The sequence below is a fragment of the Streptomyces sp. NPDC048751 genome, from assembly GCF_043198595.1.
In the GTDB taxonomy this organism is placed as follows: Bacteria; Actinomycetota; Actinomycetes; order Streptomycetales; family Streptomycetaceae; genus Streptomyces.
In genome coordinates, this window is record NZ_JBICUX010000001.1 from 1,072,769 (window position 1) to 1,090,429 (window position 17,661).

20 protein-coding genes and 1 pseudogene are annotated in these 17,661 nt (G+C 70.7%); 15 read left to right on the top strand and 6 right to left on the bottom strand.

Annotated features, from left to right (window positions below):
- Positions 1-40: 40 nt before the first annotated feature.
- A pseudogene (locus ACGFNV_RS04865) lies at positions 41-148 on the bottom strand (carbohydrate ABC transporter permease); the annotation flags it as partial.
- 114 nt (positions 149-262) lie between these two features.
- The gene (locus ACGFNV_RS04870) at positions 263-1,984 is read right to left on the bottom strand and encodes a cellulase family glycosylhydrolase (RefSeq protein WP_393619368.1); all 1,722 of its coding nucleotides are present in this window, start codon (positions 1,982-1,984) and stop codon (positions 263-265) included.
- 191 nt (positions 1,985-2,175) lie between these two features.
- On the opposite strand from ACGFNV_RS04870, the gene ACGFNV_RS04875 reads away from it, so the two are divergent.
- The 8 genes from ACGFNV_RS04875 (at position 2,176) to ACGFNV_RS04910 (ending at position 9,721) form a co-directional block, all read left to right on the top strand.
- Positions 2,176-3,246, top strand: coding sequence for a LacI family DNA-binding transcriptional regulator (locus ACGFNV_RS04875; protein WP_393619369.1), 1,071 nt, complete (start codon positions 2,176-2,178; stop codon positions 3,244-3,246).
- Between the two features lie 164 nt (positions 3,247-3,410).
- Entirely contained in the window at positions 3,411-4,922 is a 1,512-nt protein-coding gene (locus ACGFNV_RS04880) for a glycoside hydrolase family 43 protein (RefSeq protein ID WP_393619370.1), read from the top strand.
- Positions 4,923-5,109: 187 nt separating this feature from the next.
- Positions 5,110-7,506, top strand: a complete 2,397-nt coding sequence (locus ACGFNV_RS04885; RefSeq protein ID WP_393619371.1) for a SpoIIE family protein phosphatase — start codon at positions 5,110-5,112, stop codon at positions 7,504-7,506.
- 210 nt (positions 7,507-7,716) lie between these two features.
- Positions 7,717-7,893 (top strand): hypothetical protein, encoded by a 177-nt coding sequence (locus tag ACGFNV_RS04890; RefSeq protein ID WP_393619372.1) that lies wholly within the window; start codon positions 7,717-7,719, stop codon positions 7,891-7,893.
- A 169-nt stretch (positions 7,894-8,062) separates the two neighbouring features.
- On the top strand, positions 8,063-8,803 hold the full coding sequence (locus ACGFNV_RS04895) for a DUF1775 domain-containing protein (protein WP_393619373.1): 741 nt from the start codon (positions 8,063-8,065) through the stop codon (positions 8,801-8,803).
- A 52-nt stretch (positions 8,804-8,855) separates the two neighbouring features.
- On the top strand, positions 8,856-9,149 hold the full coding sequence (locus ACGFNV_RS04900) for a hypothetical protein (protein WP_393619374.1): 294 nt from the start codon (positions 8,856-8,858) through the stop codon (positions 9,147-9,149).
- On the top strand, positions 9,053-9,268 hold the full coding sequence (locus ACGFNV_RS04905; RefSeq protein ID WP_393620031.1) for a GNAT family N-acetyltransferase: 216 nt from the start codon (positions 9,053-9,055) through the stop codon (positions 9,266-9,268). The genes ACGFNV_RS04900 and ACGFNV_RS04905 overlap by 97 nt, the downstream gene beginning before the upstream one ends.
- Before the next feature lie 261 nt (positions 9,269-9,529).
- A complete protein-coding gene (locus tag ACGFNV_RS04910) occupies positions 9,530-9,721 on the top strand; it encodes a hypothetical protein (protein ID WP_393619375.1) in 192 nt (63 codons plus the stop codon).
- Between the two features lie 2 nt (positions 9,722-9,723).
- Here the strand turns inward: ACGFNV_RS04910 and ACGFNV_RS04915 are convergent, their stop codons facing one another.
- On the bottom strand, positions 9,724-10,392 hold the full coding sequence (locus ACGFNV_RS04915; protein ID WP_393619377.1) for a YceI family protein: 669 nt from the start codon (positions 10,390-10,392) through the stop codon (positions 9,724-9,726).
- A 261-nt stretch (positions 10,393-10,653) separates the two neighbouring features.
- On the opposite strand from ACGFNV_RS04915, the gene ACGFNV_RS04920 reads away from it, so the two are divergent.
- Positions 10,654-11,106, top strand: coding sequence for a hypothetical protein (locus ACGFNV_RS04920; protein WP_393619379.1), 453 nt, complete (start codon positions 10,654-10,656; stop codon positions 11,104-11,106).
- A gap of 27 nt (positions 11,107-11,133) precedes the next feature.
- Here the strand turns inward: ACGFNV_RS04920 and ACGFNV_RS04925 are convergent, their stop codons facing one another.
- Entirely contained in the window at positions 11,134-11,307 is a 174-nt protein-coding gene (locus ACGFNV_RS04925; RefSeq protein WP_393619380.1) for a hypothetical protein, read from the bottom strand.
- A gap of 417 nt (positions 11,308-11,724) precedes the next feature.
- On the opposite strand from ACGFNV_RS04925, the gene ACGFNV_RS04930 reads away from it, so the two are divergent.
- Positions 11,725-11,922, top strand: coding sequence for a hypothetical protein (locus ACGFNV_RS04930; protein ID WP_393619381.1), 198 nt, complete (start codon positions 11,725-11,727; stop codon positions 11,920-11,922).
- A 71-nt stretch (positions 11,923-11,993) separates the two neighbouring features.
- Here ACGFNV_RS04930 and ACGFNV_RS04935 read toward each other — a convergent pair whose 3' ends face one another.
- On the bottom strand, positions 11,994-12,449 hold the full coding sequence (locus ACGFNV_RS04935; RefSeq protein ID WP_393619383.1) for a tellurite resistance TerB family protein: 456 nt from the start codon (positions 12,447-12,449) through the stop codon (positions 11,994-11,996).
- A gap of 229 nt (positions 12,450-12,678) precedes the next feature.
- Complete coding sequence (locus ACGFNV_RS04940; RefSeq protein ID WP_393619384.1) at positions 12,679-13,785, bottom strand: acyltransferase family protein; 1,107 nt, start codon at positions 13,783-13,785, stop codon at positions 12,679-12,681.
- A gap of 138 nt (positions 13,786-13,923) precedes the next feature.
- Here ACGFNV_RS04940 and ACGFNV_RS04945 point away from each other — a divergent pair, with 138 nt between their 5' ends.
- From ACGFNV_RS04945 to ACGFNV_RS04965, 5 genes are all read left to right on the top strand, one after another.
- The gene (locus ACGFNV_RS04945) at positions 13,924-14,313 is read left to right on the top strand and encodes a BlaI/MecI/CopY family transcriptional regulator (protein WP_166662184.1); all 390 of its coding nucleotides are present in this window, start codon (positions 13,924-13,926) and stop codon (positions 14,311-14,313) included.
- Between the two features lie 6 nt (positions 14,314-14,319).
- On the top strand, positions 14,320-15,264 hold the full coding sequence (locus ACGFNV_RS04950) for a M56 family metallopeptidase (protein ID WP_393619386.1): 945 nt from the start codon (positions 14,320-14,322) through the stop codon (positions 15,262-15,264).
- 124 nt (positions 15,265-15,388) lie between these two features.
- Positions 15,389-15,550, top strand: a complete 162-nt coding sequence (locus tag ACGFNV_RS04955) for a hypothetical protein (RefSeq protein ID WP_393619388.1) — start codon at positions 15,389-15,391, stop codon at positions 15,548-15,550.
- A 59-nt stretch (positions 15,551-15,609) separates the two neighbouring features.
- Positions 15,610-16,368 carry an IclR family transcriptional regulator gene (locus ACGFNV_RS04960; RefSeq protein ID WP_393619389.1) on the top strand — a complete coding sequence of 253 codons (759 nt, stop codon included), beginning with the start codon at positions 15,610-15,612 and terminating at the stop codon, positions 16,366-16,368.
- A gap of 96 nt (positions 16,369-16,464) precedes the next feature.
- Positions 16,465-17,637 (top strand): PP2C family protein-serine/threonine phosphatase, encoded by a 1,173-nt coding sequence (locus tag ACGFNV_RS04965; protein ID WP_393619390.1) that lies wholly within the window; start codon positions 16,465-16,467, stop codon positions 17,635-17,637.
- The last annotated feature ends 24 nt before the right edge of the window (positions 17,638-17,661 follow it).

The following is a 17,661-nucleotide window of genomic DNA, read 5'->3' on the forward strand; positions in this document are numbered from 1 at the left end:
TTGATCGCGCCGGTGAGGACACCGGTCCTGAAGTGCTTCTGCCCACGGCGTAGAACAGGGTGATGACCGCGGTCACCGCACGGGACGTCGGCAGCACCACCGACCATAGGATCCGCCAGTCGCCGGCGCCGTCCATGCGGGCGGCGTCACCGACACCACCATCGAGACGGCCGTGCCCAAGACGGTGATGCCCAGGCTGACCAGTACGGACGTGCGCACGGTGGGCACCGCGCGGCCGGGGGCCGGCCGCGCGGCAGTGAGGTCAGGCGGTGGTGCCGGTCACCGCGCCGCCCGTCTTGGTGACGTGGTAGGTCGCTGTGGCGCCGCTCCAGAAATGGAAGGTGAGCGTCACCCGGGAGCCGTCCCTGAGGGAGTTGAAGAACTCGGCGGTCAGCTTGATGGAGTCGCCGGTGTACGCCGAGAAGGCGGTGTCCCACTGCTGGAAGGAGGTCCAGCTCGCGGGGCCGGCGTTGCTACCGTCGTCGTACTTGGCCTCCATCGTCGCCAGCATGTCCCCGCGGAACTGCGTGGGAATGGTCAGGCCGCTGGTGCTTCCGGAGGCGGTCGACAGCACCGGGGCGTCGTAGGTGATCACGTCGATCCGCCACGGCACACCGCGGGAGAACCTGGCCTCCAGCGTCGCGTTGACCCCGTACGTCCGGTTGCCGGCCAGCTCGGTGAGCGCGGCGGCCGTCAGCGTGAGGCTGCTGCCGGAGACGGTGTAGTCCTTGCCGTTCACGAGGTTGCGGTTGCCGTGCCTCAGGCCCTGGAAGTCGGTGCCGTTGGTGTTCAGGGTGAGCGTCCGGCTCGTGACGGGGCTCGACTTCGGGAGGAACACCAGGTCACTGGAGGCCGTTCCGGAGCGTGTGCTCCAGCTCGACCTGATCTGGGCGAACAGCTCGGGGTCCCGCCACTGCAGGGTGGTGCGGTTCAGGAACTGACCGGCGTCCCACAGCATGGTGGTGAGCTTGCGCTCGCGGGCGTAATGGCCGAGGAACTCGAAGTACTTGCGCTGCTCGCCCCGCTCGATGATGCCGGGGCGGTTGTGGTCGTAGGCGAGCAGGGCGTACTCGCCGATGATGACCGGGATGCCGTGCGCGACGAAGGTGTTGTGGACGCGGTCGAACTGATCCGTGAGGTCCTGCTGCGAGGTGGCGTCGAAGCGGGTGTAGCCGGCGATGTTCACGCTGAACGGCCACCAGCCGTAGAAGTGGATCGTCGTGGCGACCATGGGATCACGCAGGGCGGTGAGTTCGCCGGCCAGCGCGTCGAGTCGGCCCTGTTCGGAGTTCGTGTACAGGGTGGGCAGGACGAGCAGGCGGTTGGAGTTGCCGCCGCCGGACTCGCGGACGATCCGGTGGAACACGCGGTTGAGTTCGGCAAGCAGACGGTAGTTCTGGTCGTCGCCCGAAGTGCCGCTGAACGTCGGCTCGTTGATGCTCTCCAGGACCAGCCTGGACGGTTCGTCGCGGAACGCCGCCGCGATCTGGGTCCAGGTGGCTTCGTACCGGGCGAGGACGGTGTCGTGGTCCGTGGCGAGGTTGTTGACCCACATCCACGAGTCGTGGTGCATGTTGAGCAGCACGTACAGGTTCTCGTCCATGGCCCAGTCGACGACCTGCCGCACCTTCGCCATCCAGGCCGGGTCGATGGTGTAGCTGGACGCGGCGCCCTGGTGGGTGCCCCAGGTGACGGGCAGGCGGATGCTCTTGAAGCCCTGCGACTTGACCTTCCTGAGGAGCTCCCTGGTCACGGGCGGGTTGCCCCAGGAGGTCTCGTCGGGGATGGCGTCGTAGGTGTTGCCCAGGTTCCAGCCGGGTTGCATGGCCGCCACCGCGCTGCGAGCGGCCGGGGAGCTCGGCGGTGGGGGATCGGCGGCCTGCGCGGTGGCGGGCATCAGCGGGAACAGGGCGATCGCCAGGAGGAGTGCTGCCAGTCTCCGTGTGCGGTGTCGGGCGAGAAACCTTGCCAGTCGCGTCGTCATCACGTGCACCTTCCGGTGGGGGCGGCCCGGAGCTGCAAGCCGTCTGAGGTGTCAGCCAGTGAAGGAAACTTTCGTTGCGCGCGGCGGAGAAATTAACATGAAGATGTGTCCGAGGCCACAGGTTCGTCGGTAAGAGATGCGAGAATGACCCGGCACACCTGTACGACGCTGTTCAACCGGGGAAGGCCACGTTGGCGAACGACGCAGCAGAGGGAACGGCGGATCGGCAGCGCGAGGAGCGTGACGCCCCCAAGTCCGTGACGATCGCCTACATCGCCGAGTCGGCGGGGGTCTCGGTTCCGACCGTCTCCAAGGTGCTGAATGGAAAGTCGGGGGTCTCCGCGGACACGCGGGCCCGCGTCGAGGAGCTGATCAACCGGTACGGCTACCGGAAGCCGGCCGGCGCCGGCCGGAGCAACGTCGTCGAGCTCGTGTTCCGCGAACTCAAGGACATGTGGGCGGTCGAGATCATCCGGGGTGTGGAGCGGGTGGCCCGGCGACACCGCGTCGGCGTCATGGTGTCCGAGTTCGGTCTGCACGACAACACGCCGCCGACCTGGGAGGACACGGTCTCCCGGCGTCCGAACTGCGTGTTGTCCGTGGCGCAGCTCTCCGAGGCCGAGCGCGCACAATTGACGGCCAAGGGAATCCCGTTCGTCGTCTTCGACCCGATCATGGAACTGCCCGGCGACGTCCCGTACGTCGGGGCCACGAACTGGTCCGGCGGCCGCACCGCGACCCGTCACCTCGCCGAACTCGGGCACCGGCGCATCGCGATGATCAGCGGGCCCGAGGATCAACTGTGCTGCTCCGCCCGGCTGGACGGCTACCGCAGCGCGCTGCACGCCGCCGGCCTGCCGATCGATCCGGAGATCGTCGTGCACGCCGGCCTCACCCGCGAGGACGGCTGCGCCGCGGCGCGCACCCTGCTGGCGCTGCCCGAACGCCCGACGGCGATCTTCGCCGCCAACGATCTGCAGGCGCTCGGTGTCTACCAGGCGGCGCGTGAAGTGGGCCTGCGCATCCCCGACGACCTGAGCGTCGTGGGGTTCGACGACCTGCCGGTCGTCGCCTGGGTGGACCCGCCCCTGACCACCGTTCACCAGCCCCTGACCGAGATGGCCGTGGCCGCGACCGAGCTGGCGCTCACCCTCGGTCGCGGCGAGGAAGCGCCCCAGGTCGGCCTGGAGATCGCGACGACCCTGACGGTGCGCGCCAGCACGGCTCCCCCGCCCATTGACCACACGGGGGCCCGTGGCTAACCTCCGATGGAAAGTATCTGTTGTTGAGGTGCGAAACTTTCTCATTGGACTCGACGAGCCGCCCCTTGGTGGTACAACGGCCCCGCGGCCGCTGAGAGTTGACCGACGGCAGCCCGGCCCGTCGCTGCCGTCGCCGCTGTGATCAACCTCTGAAAGGACTCGATTTGTCGAGCGCGCCCGAGAGGGACCACACCATCAGCAACCCCGTGCTCCCGGGGTTCCACCCCGACCCCAGCATCTGCCGGGCGGGCGAGGACTACTACCTCGCGTGCTCCAGTTTCGAGTACTTCCCCGGCGTACCCCTCTTCCACAGCCGGGACCTGGTGCACTGGACCCAGATCGGCAACGCCCTCGACCGGCCGAGTCAACTGCGCCTGCCGCCCGAGACCACCTCGTCCGGCGGGCTCTACGCACCCACCCTGCGCCACCACGACGGCCGCTTCTGGCTGATCGTCACCAACGTGAGCGGCGACGGCAACGTGCTGTTCACGGCCACCGACCCGGTCGGCCCCTGGTCCGATCCGATCCGGCTGCCCGGGGTGCACGGAATCGACCCGGATCTCGCCTGGGACGAGGAGGGCAACTGCTGGTGCACCGTCGCGGGAGTCAGCCAGGTCCGCATCGACCCCCATACGGGGGAGACCTTCGGTGAGCCGCGGCGCCTCTGGTCGGGCACGCCCGGTGCCAAGGCCCCGGAGGCCCCGCATCTGTACCGGATCGGCGACTACTGGTACCTGCTCATCGCCGAGGGCGGTACCGAGCGGTGCCACGGTGTCTCGATCGCCCGGGGCCGCACGCCCAACGGGCCGTTCGAGCCCTGCCCGGAGAACCCGATCCTGACCCATCGCGGTACCGACCGCCCCATCCAGAACACCGGCCACGGGGACCTCGTGCAGGGCCCGGACGGTTCGTGGTGGATGGTGTTCCTCGGAGTCCGGCCACAGGGCGGAACGCCCGGCTGGCACGTACTGGGCCGGGAGACGTTCCTGGCTCCGGTGACCTGGGTCGACGGCTGGCCGGTCGTCGGAGAGGTGACACCCGCCATGGCCCCGCCCCCGTGGCCGCTGCACGAGCCTGCCGTCGTGCCGGTCCGGGACGACTTCGACCTCAGTGACCTCGCCCCCGCCTGGATCTCACCGCGCTCCCGGCCCGCGTGGGACCACACCACGAAGGAACGGGCCGGCTGGCTGAGCCTGCGCGCCCGAGGCGAGTCGCTCGACGACCACGAGGTCACCTTCGTCGGTCGCCGCCAGCAGCATCTCTCCTGCCGCACCCGGGTCCTGGTCGACCCGGCCGACGGGCGCGGGGGCCTGGCGATCCGTCTCGACGAGCAGCACCACTACGCGATCGAAGCGACGCCCGGGCAGGTGCAGGTCGTCGCCCGTATCGGTCCGCTGCGATCGGTGGTGGCCTCCCGTCCGACGGCCGCCGGCCCGGTGGTGCTGAGGATCGAGGTGGCCGCCACCCGGAGGGTCACCGAGGCACGCCAAGGACCGGACACCGTCTCGCTCGGCGTGGAGGACGCGGAGGGCACGTTCGTCGAGCTCGCCGCGCTCGACGGCCGGTACCTGTCCACCGAGGTCGCCGGCGGATTCACCGGCCGCGTGATCGGCATGTACGCCTCGGCCGGAACCGTCCACTTCGACTGGTTCGACTACGAGCCGCTCCAGCACTGAGACACGGCGGCGCCGCCGGCCAGGTCGGCGGCACGTCGCCCGGGCCTTCGAACGGGCCTGCCGCATCGCCACGACCCGCTGACCCTTTGGGCGGGTTTTGGCTACGCACGCGTAAATATTGCAAGTTCTATAGTGTATTCCTTATGTGTCGGTACGGTCCGGTGCTGCTGACACCAGGATGGGTGCGATGACGCAGGTCGACGGCGAGGCGGCTACGGCCCGGGCCGTCGTGAACGCGCACGGCGTGGTGACGGGGTGGAGCGAGGGCGCGCGGCGGCTGGTGGGGTACCGGGCGTCGGAGGTCGTGGGCCGGTCGGCCGCCGTGCTGCTCGCCGGAGAGGCCCCCATCGTGTCGCTGCGGTCCGTCGTGGGTCTGCGCAGATGGAACGGGGCGGTGGACCTGCGGCACCGGGACGGCCACCTCGTGCCGGTCAGTCTGCTGGCGCATCGCCGTGAGATGGCCCCGGGTGACGGCGATGGTCATGAGTGGCTGCTCGTCTCACCGGTGGCCCGGTCCCGTCCCGAGCTCGACGAGGCCGGTCTGCTCGGCTGGTCGCTGACCCAGTCCCCGTGCACCATGGCCCTCTACGACACCGGACTGCGGCTGCTGCGGGTCAACGCGGACATGGAACGCGTGATGGGCCTGACCGAGGCGGAGATGCGCGGGCTGCGGGCGTCGGAAATCGTCCTCGGCCCGGAGAGCGACCGCACCGAACAGCTGATGCGGCAGGTGCTGAGGACCGGCGAACGGCAACATCTGCGGGCGACCCTGCAACTGGCGGGCGATCCGGGCGAGAGCGTGTGGTCGGTGTCGCTGGCGCCGGTACGGGACACCGACAGCACGGTGCGGGGCGTGCTCCTGTCCGCGCACAACGTCACCGAGCAGCACCTGGCCCGCAAGCGACTGGCGCTGATCGCCGAGGCCGGGGTCCGCATCGGCACCAGCCTCGACCTGGCCCGCACCGCGCAGGAACTGGCCGACGTGGCCGTCGGGGAGCTCGCGGACTTCGTCACCGTGGACCTGCTCCCCGACATCGAGGACGACCGGGAACTGAGCGCCCTGACCCTGCCCAGCCCCGTCCTCCTGCGCCGCGTGGCCAACCAGTCGGTCCTGCCGGGCTGCCCCGAGGCCGTGGTCCCGCTCGGAGAGGTCGCCGTCTACCCGGACCCGTCCCCCGCGGCCGAGTGCCTGGCCTCCGGACGGCCCCGGATCCACGAGGTGACCCGGTCCGGGACGGCCAGATGGGCCGCCGAGGCTCCGGAACGGGCGAAACGGATGCGACGGTTCGGCTTCCACTCGGTCCTGGCGGTGCCGATGCGTACCCGAGGCATCACGCTCGGTGTGGCCACCTTCTCCCGTCACCTGCGTCCGGACCCCTTCGAGGAGGACGACCTGCTCCTCGGCCAGGAGATCACCGCGAGAGCCGCCCTGAGCATCGACAACGCCCGCCGCTACACCCGCGAGCGCACCACCGCGCTGACCCTGCAGAGCAGCCTGCTGCCGCAGCGGCCCCCTCGGCAGCCCGCGGTCGACGTCGCCTCACGCTACCGACCGGCCAGCGCACAGGCCGGCGTCGGCGGCGACTGGTTCGACGTCATACCGCTCTCCGGTGCCCGGGTCGCTCTCGTCGTCGGTGACGTCGTCGGCCACGGGATACAGGCGTCGGCCGCGATGGGAAGGCTGCGCACCGCCGTGCGCACGCTGGCCGACGTGGACCTTCCCCCCGACGAGCTTCTCACCCATCTGGACGACGTGGTCGACCGGTTGACGGCCGAGGCGGACGGCACCTCGGGCGACGCCGGAGACCTCGGTGCCACCTGCCTGTACGCCGTCTACGATCCCGTCAGCCGCCTGTGCTGCATGGCCCGCGCGGGCCATCCGTCGCCGGTGCTGCGGCGCCCCGGCGGTGAGCCCCACATCCTCGACCTTCCCGCCGGGCCCCCACTGGGACTGGGCGGGCTGCCCTTCGAGTCCGCCGAGTTCGAGCTGCCCGAGGGCAGTCTGCTCACGCTGTACACCGACGGTCTCGTCGAGGCCCGCGGCCACGACATGGACGAAGGCGTCGACGCCCTGCTGGACGTGCTCTCCCGCGCAGGCCCCGCCGCGGACCTGGAAGAGAGCTGCGACGCCGTCCTGCACACACTGCTTCCGGACCGGCCCGTCGACGACGTGGCCCTGCTGCTGGCTCGTACGCACGCCCTGGACTCGGCCCACGTGGCCGCCTGGGACGTACGGCCGGAACCGTCCGCGGTCGCCGAGCTCCGCACCGCGGCCGGCCGGCAGCTTCGGGAGTGGGGCCTGGAGGAGGCCTCGTTCGTCACCGAGCTCGTGGTGAGCGAACTGGTGACCAACGCCATCCGCTACGGCCGACCGCCCATCGAACTGCGTCTGATCCTGGACCGCAACCTCATCTGCGAGGTGACCGACGCCAGCGGTACATCACCCCATCTGCGCCGAGCCCGCGTCTTCGACGAGGGAGGCCGCGGCCTCATGCTGGTGGCCCAGCTGACCCGGAGCTGGGGCACCCGCCACACCTACCGCGGGAAGACGATCTGGGCGGAGCAGCCGCTGACGGCGGACTGACCCGCCGTCCGGACGGACCGGCGCAGAAGAAAAGGCGGGAAAGGGCTGCGTTCGACCTCCCCAGGTTCACGCCCGCCGCTTTCCCGCCGACTGCCACCGTCTACCCGGACTCCCGGAACTTACGCAGCGGATTCTCGAACTCGCCACCGCCTCGACGACGCGTGGCGCCGCCTTCCGAGGGGGTGACGCCACACGGAGAGCGAGTGGGAGGTGGAGTGCGGCGACCGTGAGGCGGAGCAGTTCAACATCCCCGGCGATGCCCCCTTCACCGCCACGATCACACCGGCGAAGCGTGACGCCGACGGCCTCGTCCTGTGGCGGCTCGACGCCGTCGCCCGTGAGGACGTACAGGACTGCGCGGACGACATCACAGGGTGCGAGAGCTGAAGGCCGGGCAGATCGACGGCGTCAGCATGGGCATCGCGGCACTGCAAGGCGGCGGGCCTTGCCGGCCTGTGACGCGGATCACCCGCCGGCCTCGGGAACTTTTCTCGCGGGGCTTCCGACTCCCTGAGGGAACCGCAGTTGTTGTCCCGTAACCCCTCAGGAGTCCGAAGTGTCCCGCACCAACCTCGCGCACGCGGCGAGCCGCCTCGGCGTCCTCGCGGCGGTCGCGCTCGCCACCGCCGTCGCGACCGCCGGGCCGGCCTCCGCCCATACGGAGGTCGAGGCCGAGGGCGCCCGTGCCCTCGCCCAGGACGTCGCGCTGACCTTCACCGCCGAGTCGGAGTCCGCCTCCGCCGGCATCTCGAAGCTGGAGGTGATCCTGCCCGAGGGCATCACCCCGGGCGACATCACCTACAAGGAAGGCCCCAAGGGGTGGAAGTTCGCCCCCACCGGCCGGGGTTACACCGTCTCGGGGACGAAGCTCGCCGTGGGGGAGGACGTCGAGTACGTCGTGTCCGTACGCCAGTTGCCCGACGCCAAGTCGCTCGCCTTCAAGACCCTGCAGACCTACAGCGACGGAAAGGTCGACCGCTGGATCGAGCTGGACGACAGCGGCAGCGGCGGCGAGGGCGACGAGCACGGCCACCCCGCCCCGCGCCTCGAACTGAAGGCCGCCGAGCCCGGGGCCAAGGTGATCAGCCCGACCCCCACCGAGGAGCCCGCCTCCGCCTCCGCCGAGCCGACACCGGCAACCCCGTCGCCGACCCCGACGACCTCGGCGAAGGCCGCGGACAGCACCGAGGACTCCGACGGCATGTCCCTCGGCGTCCCCGTCGGAATCGCCGTCGGCGTACTCGCCCTGGGAGGCCTGGCCTGGTGGCTCAAGAGCCGCCGCACCGACGGAGCCTGACGGATCGTCACCCAGGCGCGGTGAGGACGAAGTCCGGCTAGGGTTCCCCGTCATGCGGCACTTCGGCTCGGACATCCTCACCGTCGCGGACGAGCTCACCGCGGCCTATGTCGAGATCTTCACCGCCCCGCCCTGGAAGCACAGGGGCGCCTCCGAGGTCGCGGCGGCCTTCCGGGAGCGGTTGGAGCGGGACGCGCACCGCCCCGGCTTCCGGGCGCACTCCTCGTCGGCGCACTGGAGATCGATGAACTGGGAGTACGGGCACCCGCCCGGGGCACCGGGCTCGGGCGTAGGCTGCTGTCCGCTCTCATCGACACCACCCCTGGCGGCCGCGCCTGGCTCCTGACATGGAACCAGGCGCACGACACCCTCGCCTTCTACCGCCGCGTCGGCTGGCGGGAGCCCGAGCCCCTGCCGGGCAGGCAGACGGACATCGTCGTCTTCCTGTCGCCTCCCGACAGCTGATGGCCCGGCCCTGACCGATCGGCGCCGCGCCCCCACGTGGGAGTGTCGGCGGCATGACGGCGTCCCCAGCGGTACGCGGCCTGCGCGCGGCGGTGTTCGCGATCGTCCGCGGCCGGTCCACGAGGGCTGACCGTAGCGTGGCCTGAGCTCTACTGCTAGTTAGTTGCAGCTGCGACAAAAGAAGCACAAGGCTGAAGGGGCCGCCCGGGCAGTCGAGGCGGCCCCCAAGCATGAAGAGAAGGCGTACATGACGCGCAAGGAGTGGGCGAGTCTCGCCGGGGTGGCCGCGCGTTCGTCCTGGCGCTGCACGTCATCGGCTGGTTCACACTCGTGGTGATCGTCGCGACATGGGCGGTCGCCCTGCTGGTGTGGAAGGTCGCCAGGATCGAGGAGAAGTGGACGGCGGGACTCGCGGACGGACGGGGCGGGCGCCACCACGCGCCCGCCCACTGACGTCAGAGTGCCGCCTGGGCGGGGGTGGCGCGGATGGCGGCGATGTCGAACTGGAGGCGCACCTTCTCGCTCACCATCGCGCCGCCCTCCGCCAGCCTGGCGTTGTACGTCAGGCCCCACTCGGAACGGTTGATGGTGGTGGTCCCGTCGAAGCCGACCCGCTCGTAGCCGAACGGGTCGGTGACCTGGCCGATGTAGGTGAGCTCCAGGACGACCGGACGGGTCCGGTTCTTGATCGTGAGGTCACCGGTCATGCGGTACACGTCGGGGCTCGCGAGCTCCACCGCGGTACTGGTGAACCGCATCCGCGGATAGGCCTGGGCGTCCAGGAAGTCACGGTGGACCAGGTGCGCGTCGCGTTGTTCCACACCGGTGTCGACGCTGGCGGTGGACAGCACGATCTCCGCCCGCGAACGAGCGGGGTCGTGGCCGTCGAAGTAGAGACGGCTCTCGTACTCCGTGAAGGCCCCGCGCACGGTGGTCACCATGGCGTGCCGGACGGAGAAACCGATCCGGCTGTGGGCGGGGTCGATCATCCATTCCCCGGTGAGCGCGGCGAGAGTGGGGTCAGGCCGGCCGGAAGAGGCGAACGCCGACGGATCGTCGGGGTGTTGTGGAGCGGCGGGGGGTGCCGTGCGGCGCAGGGACGCAGCGCGGGTGAACAAGTTCATGATTCACGTAGTTACTGCATGAAGGATATCGCTGCAAGGCAGCCCGAAGTGTCGGCGTGGACCGAATCGGTATCGACGGGTTTATACGCCGTCAATTCGTGGACCACTCCTACACGATCCGCACACCCTCGCCACGGAATCCCCAACGGGAGAATTCCCCCGTACGCGAATACGCCTGAACGGACAGGGACGTTCACCCGTATCTCCTGTCGTACACTCGGCCGCCGACGCGGCCGGGAACACCCGGATACGGAGAGGCACGTGTTCAAGCGACTGGCGCGCGGGGCCGCCCTGACAGCGAGTCTGGCCCTGCTTTCCCTGGCCACCGCCTGCGGCGGAAGCAACGACGACGCTTCGGCGGACAGCGAGCCGACCAAGGTGTCCGCCGCGCCCGCGGCCGGTGTGGTGGCCCCGGCGAAGGTGGAGGTGATCGCCGGACTCATCGGCTGCACCCCCAAGATCCGCATCGACGCGGACGAGTTGCGCGAGGGCGTGTGCCACTCGAAGAAGGGCGACTACATCATCACCACCTTCCCCGAGGAGAAGTTCAAGAACACCTGGCTGGACAGCGCCAGCATCTACGGGGGCACCTACCTCGTCGGCACGCGCTGGGTCGTCGCCGCGAAGGAGGAGAAGCTGAAGGAGGTCCGGTCCGAGCTCGGCGGGACCATCCAGCAGCTGCGGGGCATGGGGCCGGCGCCGAGCGCGTCATGACGCTGCGCCGCCGCGATCACAGGCGGGTCATGTGAGCTCCGGTGAACGGTGCTGGACCTCGTGATGGCCCCTCAGGGCCTGTGCCGCCTGGAGCTGCATCTGTTCCGCCACCTCGCGCACTTCTGTCACGACGTCACCTTGTTCACGCACCAGGCTGTCGTAGATGGGCAGACGGTCGATTCCGCTCGAGTGGGGTGTCACTGGGCTGATCCTTCGCTGTAAGTCCGCTTCATGACGCGCCGCCACGTTACACGCCCCTCGGATGTCCGGGATTTCGAGCACATATGGAATATCCAGTAAACCTGCACACCGTTCACCGGCAGGGCACGCGGAGCCCCGACAGCGGTCGTGAGCGGGTGTTTCGGAATGCGGCGGCAACGCCCGGGCGTGCAGTGGCGTGGCGGGCCCTGTGAAGGAGTCGGTGTGTTCGGTCATGGCGCTGTCACACCGGTGAAGTCGCCCTTCGCGATACGCGCCGGTCGGGCTCCGGGGCGCTGGCCGTCCCTTCGCCGGCGTGCTTTGATCCAGCGCGTGGCTCACGTCGCCGGGACGGTTTCCATGCGGGAATCGGGCGAACTCCGCCATTCACCAGTGTTTATCCGAAGGGAACCGCTCGCCATGAACTTTGCCCCCCAGGTCGAGACCACCGAGATCTCCGACGCCGCCCTGGACGCCGTCTCCGGTGGTCTCGCCGCCGGTGGCGTCGGCGGCCTGCACCTCGAGACGCCGCTCGGCGACGTCTGCGCCGACCTCGCGGCCGTCGGCTCGGCCGACGGGCTCGTGGCGGGCGGCAGCATCCAGGCCGCCGCCCACTGACGACGGCGTACGACCGCCCCACGGGCCCCGGATCAGCCGATCCGGGGCCCGTGGGGTGTGTCGCGGGGCGCTCAGAGGTCGAACTCGTGCGGCGGCAGGTCCAGGGTGAAGCAGGCCTCGCGCACCACGGCCTGCTCGGTCTTGTCGAAGTCGCCGTCCGCGCCCCCGATGACGATGCCGATCTGGACGACGGCACGGGCTTCGGCCGGCTTCTTCTTGGCCTTGGCGATCTCCTGCAGCACACTCACCTTGCCGAAGTCGAAGTCGGCGGTGAGCTTGTCGAGGTTGGCGTCGAAGCGCCGCTGCAGATCCGTCGCGTCGAAGTTCTGCAGCACCTCGTTGGTGGCGATCAGCTGTGCCACGCGCTGCCGTTCGGAGGGATCCACGGTGCCGTCGGCGGCCGCGACCAGAGCGCACATCGCCATGCTCGCGTCGCGGAAGGCGCCGCTCTTGAGGTCGTTCTTCTTCGCCAGCAGCTGGGTCTGCATCTGCGTCGCGGATTCCTTGAAGCGGTCCCACAGGGCCATGTGAACTCCATACGCTCGGTAGACATCTACAGCAATGTAGAAACTAGCGGCTGCAGAGAGAAGTTCCCCTCCGCCCTCCCGAACGTCCGAAAACTGTCGCCGCCTGGCGCAAGTAAGCTCTTGACCAGCTGCTTTTGCCTGCCCTTTACTCGTATCAGGGCTTGGCCCCGGTCATGGCCCCACGGACCGCCGGGCCGCCTCGCGCGCGCCCCCGCGCGAGGCGGCCCGGTCATGCCGGCCGGGCCGGTTCCCGTTGGAAGGCCCGGTCGAGCCTCGGCTCCACCGCGAAGCGCAGGACCCGACGCACGGGCGGCGTGCACAGCACGGTCACCACCACGGCCGCCACGAGGGTCACGGTGATCTCGCCGAGGGGGCCGTGCACCCAGGCGGGGCCGTACCAGTTCCAGCGGTTGGCGCTCACCGCGACGAAGCCGTGCAGCAGATACCCGTAGAGCGTGCCGGCGCCCAGCACGGTGAACCAGGTCCGCCGCCCGGGCACCCAGGCCAGGAAACAGGCCACCAGCGTCAGGGAACACCCGAAGAGGGCCAGCGTCATCACGGGCCCGTACCAGGCGGGCGCGCCCAGCTCCACGGCACTGTCGCGGTGGAAGAACCAGGCGTAGTCGAACCGCGGGACCGCCCAGTACGCCACCGCGAGCGCGCCGGCGAAGACCGACACGGCCAGGACGCGCACTTCACGACGGCGCACCAGCCGGAAGTGCTCCGGCCGCAGGCACAGGCCCAGGACGAAATAGGGCAGGAACTGCAGCGTCCGCCGCAGGTCGAGGTCGCCACCGAGGGACGGCGACAGCGTCGCCAGCGCCGCGATGCCGAGAGCGAACGGCACCGGCCACCGCACGCTCTCCCAGAGGGGGGTGGTCAGCCGCCAGATGAACAGCGCCGCCAGGAACCACGTCAGGTACAGCGGGTCGAGCAGACTGATCTGACGGTCCGGGACGTGCTCCGCCCACCGTGTGTACAGGCTGTACGCCGTCTCGAACACGACGTAGGGGACGGCGACACCGCTGATCAACCGCTTGATCTTCCGCGGGCTCGCGTCGAAGCCACGGGAGAAGTAGCCGGAGATGACGATGAACGCCGGCATGTGGAAGGCGTAGACGACCGTGTAGAGCGCGGTGACGGCACGGCTGCCGGACCGCAGCGGCTCCCAGGCGTGCCCCATGGCCACCAGCACGATCGCCAGGTACTTGGCGTTGTCGAAGAACGCGTCACGCTGCTTGGGCCGCCCGGACACGGTCGCGGCTCTGCGTGTCCCCGCGTCCGAGGCCGGTAAGGGGACGGCGGGAGGCGCGGCGGGGGTGAGGCTGTCGGGCATCCGGGCCGCCTCACCACTCGCGGCCGACGTAAACCCCGACGGGAGTGGACGTTGCGCAGCTCACAGCCGGTGAGCGGTGCCGCGGATCTCTACGATGGACTCCTCGTGAACTGCGCGGCGAGGGAAGGGAGACCGGGTGTGACGAACCGGCGGCAGGGTCCCCGGCGCCGGGGACAGGGCGAGCTGGAAGGGCTGGTCCTGGCGGCCCTGCGCGAGGCGGACGGGCCGGCGAGCGCGGGCCGGGTGCAGGAACGCCTCGGCGAGGACCTCGCGTACACGACCGTGATCACCATCCTCACGCGGCTGCTGGCGAAGGGTGCGGTGACCCGGGAGCGCGTGGGTCGGTCCTTCGCCTGGACGCCGGTGGCGGACCAGGCCGGGCTCGCCGCGCACCGGATGCGCAAGGTGCTGGACGGCGAGAGCGACCGGGAAGCGGTACTGGCCAGCTTCGTCACCTCCCTCGAACCGGAGGACGAACGCCTCCTGCGGGAGCTGCTCGGCCGTCCGGAATCGCAGGGGACGGACTGAGGCCGCATGGGAGTGTTCGTCTTCCTTCCGCTGATCCTGCCGCTCACGGCGTGGCCCGTGGCCCGCCTCGCCGAACACCACCTCGATCCGCGCACCGCCACCCGTTTGCTGACCGGACTTGCGGCCGCCATGGCGGCATGCAGCTCCGTCTGCCTGGGCCTGCTGATGGTGGTGGGCACCGCCCAGCTCCCCGGGAACCCCCTGCCCGACGGCTGGTCCGACCCGGAGGTGCGCGCGGCGGTGCCGTACGACGAGACCGTCGGCCCGCCGGCCGTCCCGGTGCTGCTCGCGGTGGTGGCGGCGTGCGCGCGCACCGTGTGGCGCCACTGGCGCACCCGCCGCCGGGCCCACCGCGCGCTCGCCGGGCTGCCGGCCACCGAGGCGGCGGTCCTGCCCGACGAGGTCCCGTACGCGTACGCGCTGCCCGGCGGGCCCCGTGACCGCATCGTCGTCAGCACGGCACTGCTCTCCCGCCTCGCACCGGCCGAACGCCGGGCCCTCTTCGCCCATGAGCGCGCCCACCTCACGGCTCGCCACCACCGCTTCCTCCTCACCGTCCGCCTGGCCGCGCTCGCCAACCCGTTCCTGCACCCGCTGCGTACGGCGGTGTCCTACACGACGGAACGCTGGGCGGACGAGGAAGCGGCCGCGGCCGTGCGAAGCCGCCGTACCGTGGCCCGCGCGATCGGCCGCGCCGCACTGGTCTCCCACCCCGCCGCACCGCCTCCCGCCGTCGCCGGGCTCACCGGCTTCGCCGCCTCCGGCCCGGTACCCCGCCGCGTGGCCGCCCTTCTCGCCCCGGCACCCATGACCCGCAGCCGGCCGTCCGCGTTCACGGCCGTGGGCATCGCGGCCTGGACTGCGGCCGCCGGAACAGCCGTCTCCGCCATGTCATCGGCGAACTCCGCCCTGACCCTGGCCCTCGTCCTGCACACGGCGACCCCTCTGTAGCGCCGCGCGGCTCCGGAACGATGTCCGCCGGGGGTGCCGGACGGAAGAACGGGACCGGAGGACACCCCCTGGTCGCCGATGGGCGGGCGGGGCGGGCTTCGTCGTTCGCGAGCATGGAGGCTGCGTGGGGGCAGGGGACGACGGCGTCGGAGTGGTGTTCATCGCGCTGATGCGCACCGAAGGCGAGCTCTCGCTGTGCGGCTGGTCCGCCACCGGTCCGCTGCTCGCCGCCGGAGCGGGCGGGCTGTACTTCTTCCGCCTCGACCGGGGCGGCCGTCGACCCTGACGCCCCGGCCGGAAGGAGTGCGCCTTGCCTGCGCCGGGTGCCTGGCGCACGCTGGTCGTATGGCTGGGCAGGACGGGCCGACTCTGATCACTTCCGTGCAGCGGGCGTTCCGGCTGCTGGAGGCGGTGGGTGCGCACCAGAACGGCGCGCCGGCGAAGCAGCTGGCGCGGGAGACCGGGCTGCCCCTGGCCACGGCGTACCACCTGCTGCGGACCCTGGTCCACGACGGATACGTACGGAAGCTGGCCGACGGCGGGTTCGTCCTCGGGGACAAGCTGCAGGCGCTGCACACCACGGGCCGTGGGCAGGCGCTGCTCAGCCGTGTCCGGCCCACGCTCGCCGCGCTGCGGGACGAACTCGCCACCGCCGCCTACCTCACCTTCTACGAGGACGGCGAGATCCGGGTGGCCGAGATCGTCGACGGCCCCCGGGCGCCCCGCGTCGACCTCTGGGTGGGCTTCGAGGACGCCGGACACGCCACCGCGCTGGGCAAGTCCGTGCTGCGTGAGCTCGACGACGAGGCCCGCAAGGACTACCTCTCCCGGCACCGCCTCGCCGATCTCACCCCTCGGACGATCACCAGTCCGCCGGAACTGCTCAGGCGGCTCGACTCCTCACCCGTCGCCCCCGCCGTCACGGACCTGGAGGAGTACACCCTCGGCACGATCTGTGTCGCGGTGCCCGTCTACAGCGGGGACACGCTCGGCTCGCTCGGCGTCTCGCTCCCGGCGGACCGGCTGTCCCGGCTGGACGAGATCCGGGGACGGCTGCTGCCGACCGCGAGCCGGGTGACCCGGGGCCTCTCGCTCACCATCTGAAATCCGGCTCCTTGTGACGGCCGACCCGAACGTCTTTCCTGGATGAAACAGGCATTTCTGGATGCCCCGGACACAGGTGAGGACTGCGGACGAGACATGAGTCAGGCCCGACACCATGGTGACGACCGCTGGCTGACACGGCTGTTCACCAAGCGAGAAGCCGAGCCCGGTGCGTCCGTCCGCAGGCGTGCCGTAGCCCAGCTGACCGTCGGCACACCCCTCGTGCCCGTACTGATCGTCACGGGCGTCGTGATCGCCGATCTCGTCGGCGGGGCGGGGATGATCTGGCTGCCCCTCCTGGCGGCCGGGCCCGCGCTGGCCGCCACCACCAACGGGCCGCGCGGTGTTCTCGGCGTCGGTCTCCTCGCCGCCGCCCTCGGCGCGTCGCTCGGCATCCGAGACGGTGTTCCGGCCCGTGAACTGGCGGCCGCGCTGTCCGCCCTGGCCGCCGTCACCCTGGCCGGCGGCCTGGCCAGCGTATTGCGCGTACGCCGGGAACGGGTGCTCGCCGCCGTCCGATCGGTCGCGGAGACCGCCCAGCACGCCCTGCTCAAGCCCGTCCCGGCGACCGTCGGACCGTTCCAGACGGCCGTCCGCTACAGCGCCGCGGCGGCCGAGGCCCGTATCGGCGGGGACCTCTACGCGCTGATACCCACCCCGTACGGCGTGCGGCTGATCGTCGGCGATGTGCGCGGCAAGGGCTTGCCCGCCGTCGGGACCGCGGCTCTCGTCCTCGGCGTCTTCCGCGAGGCCGCCTACGACGAACCCGACCTCCTCGCCGTCGTCGACCGGATCGAGCGGAGTCTGGCGCGCAACCTCGGCGGCGACGACTTCGTCACCGCCGTGGTCGCCGGGTACCCCCGGGGCGGGCAGCTGGAGGTGGTCAACTGCGGCCACGCGCCGCCGCTGCTGGTCCGCGCGAGCGGCCCGGTCGAGACGGTCGAGCCCGCACACCCCGCACCACCCCTCGGGCTGCGCGCCCTCACGGAGCAGACGCCCAGCCTCCAGCGACTGCCCTTCGCCGACGGCGACCAGCTGCTGCTCTACACCGACGGGGTCATCGAGGCCCGCGACCGCGACCGCGCGTTCTATCCGCTGGTGGAGGGACTGGCCCGCCATGTGTCCGACGAACCGGCGCGCACCCTCACCGGGCTGCACGACGAGTTGCTGGCGCACGTGGGCGGGCGCCTGCACGACGACGCGGCGCTGCTGCTGATCCGCAAGCCGGCCGCGCTCCCGGAATCGGCTCAAGTGGCCTATGTTGCTTGAGCTTTCAATGTTGCAGACTGGCCC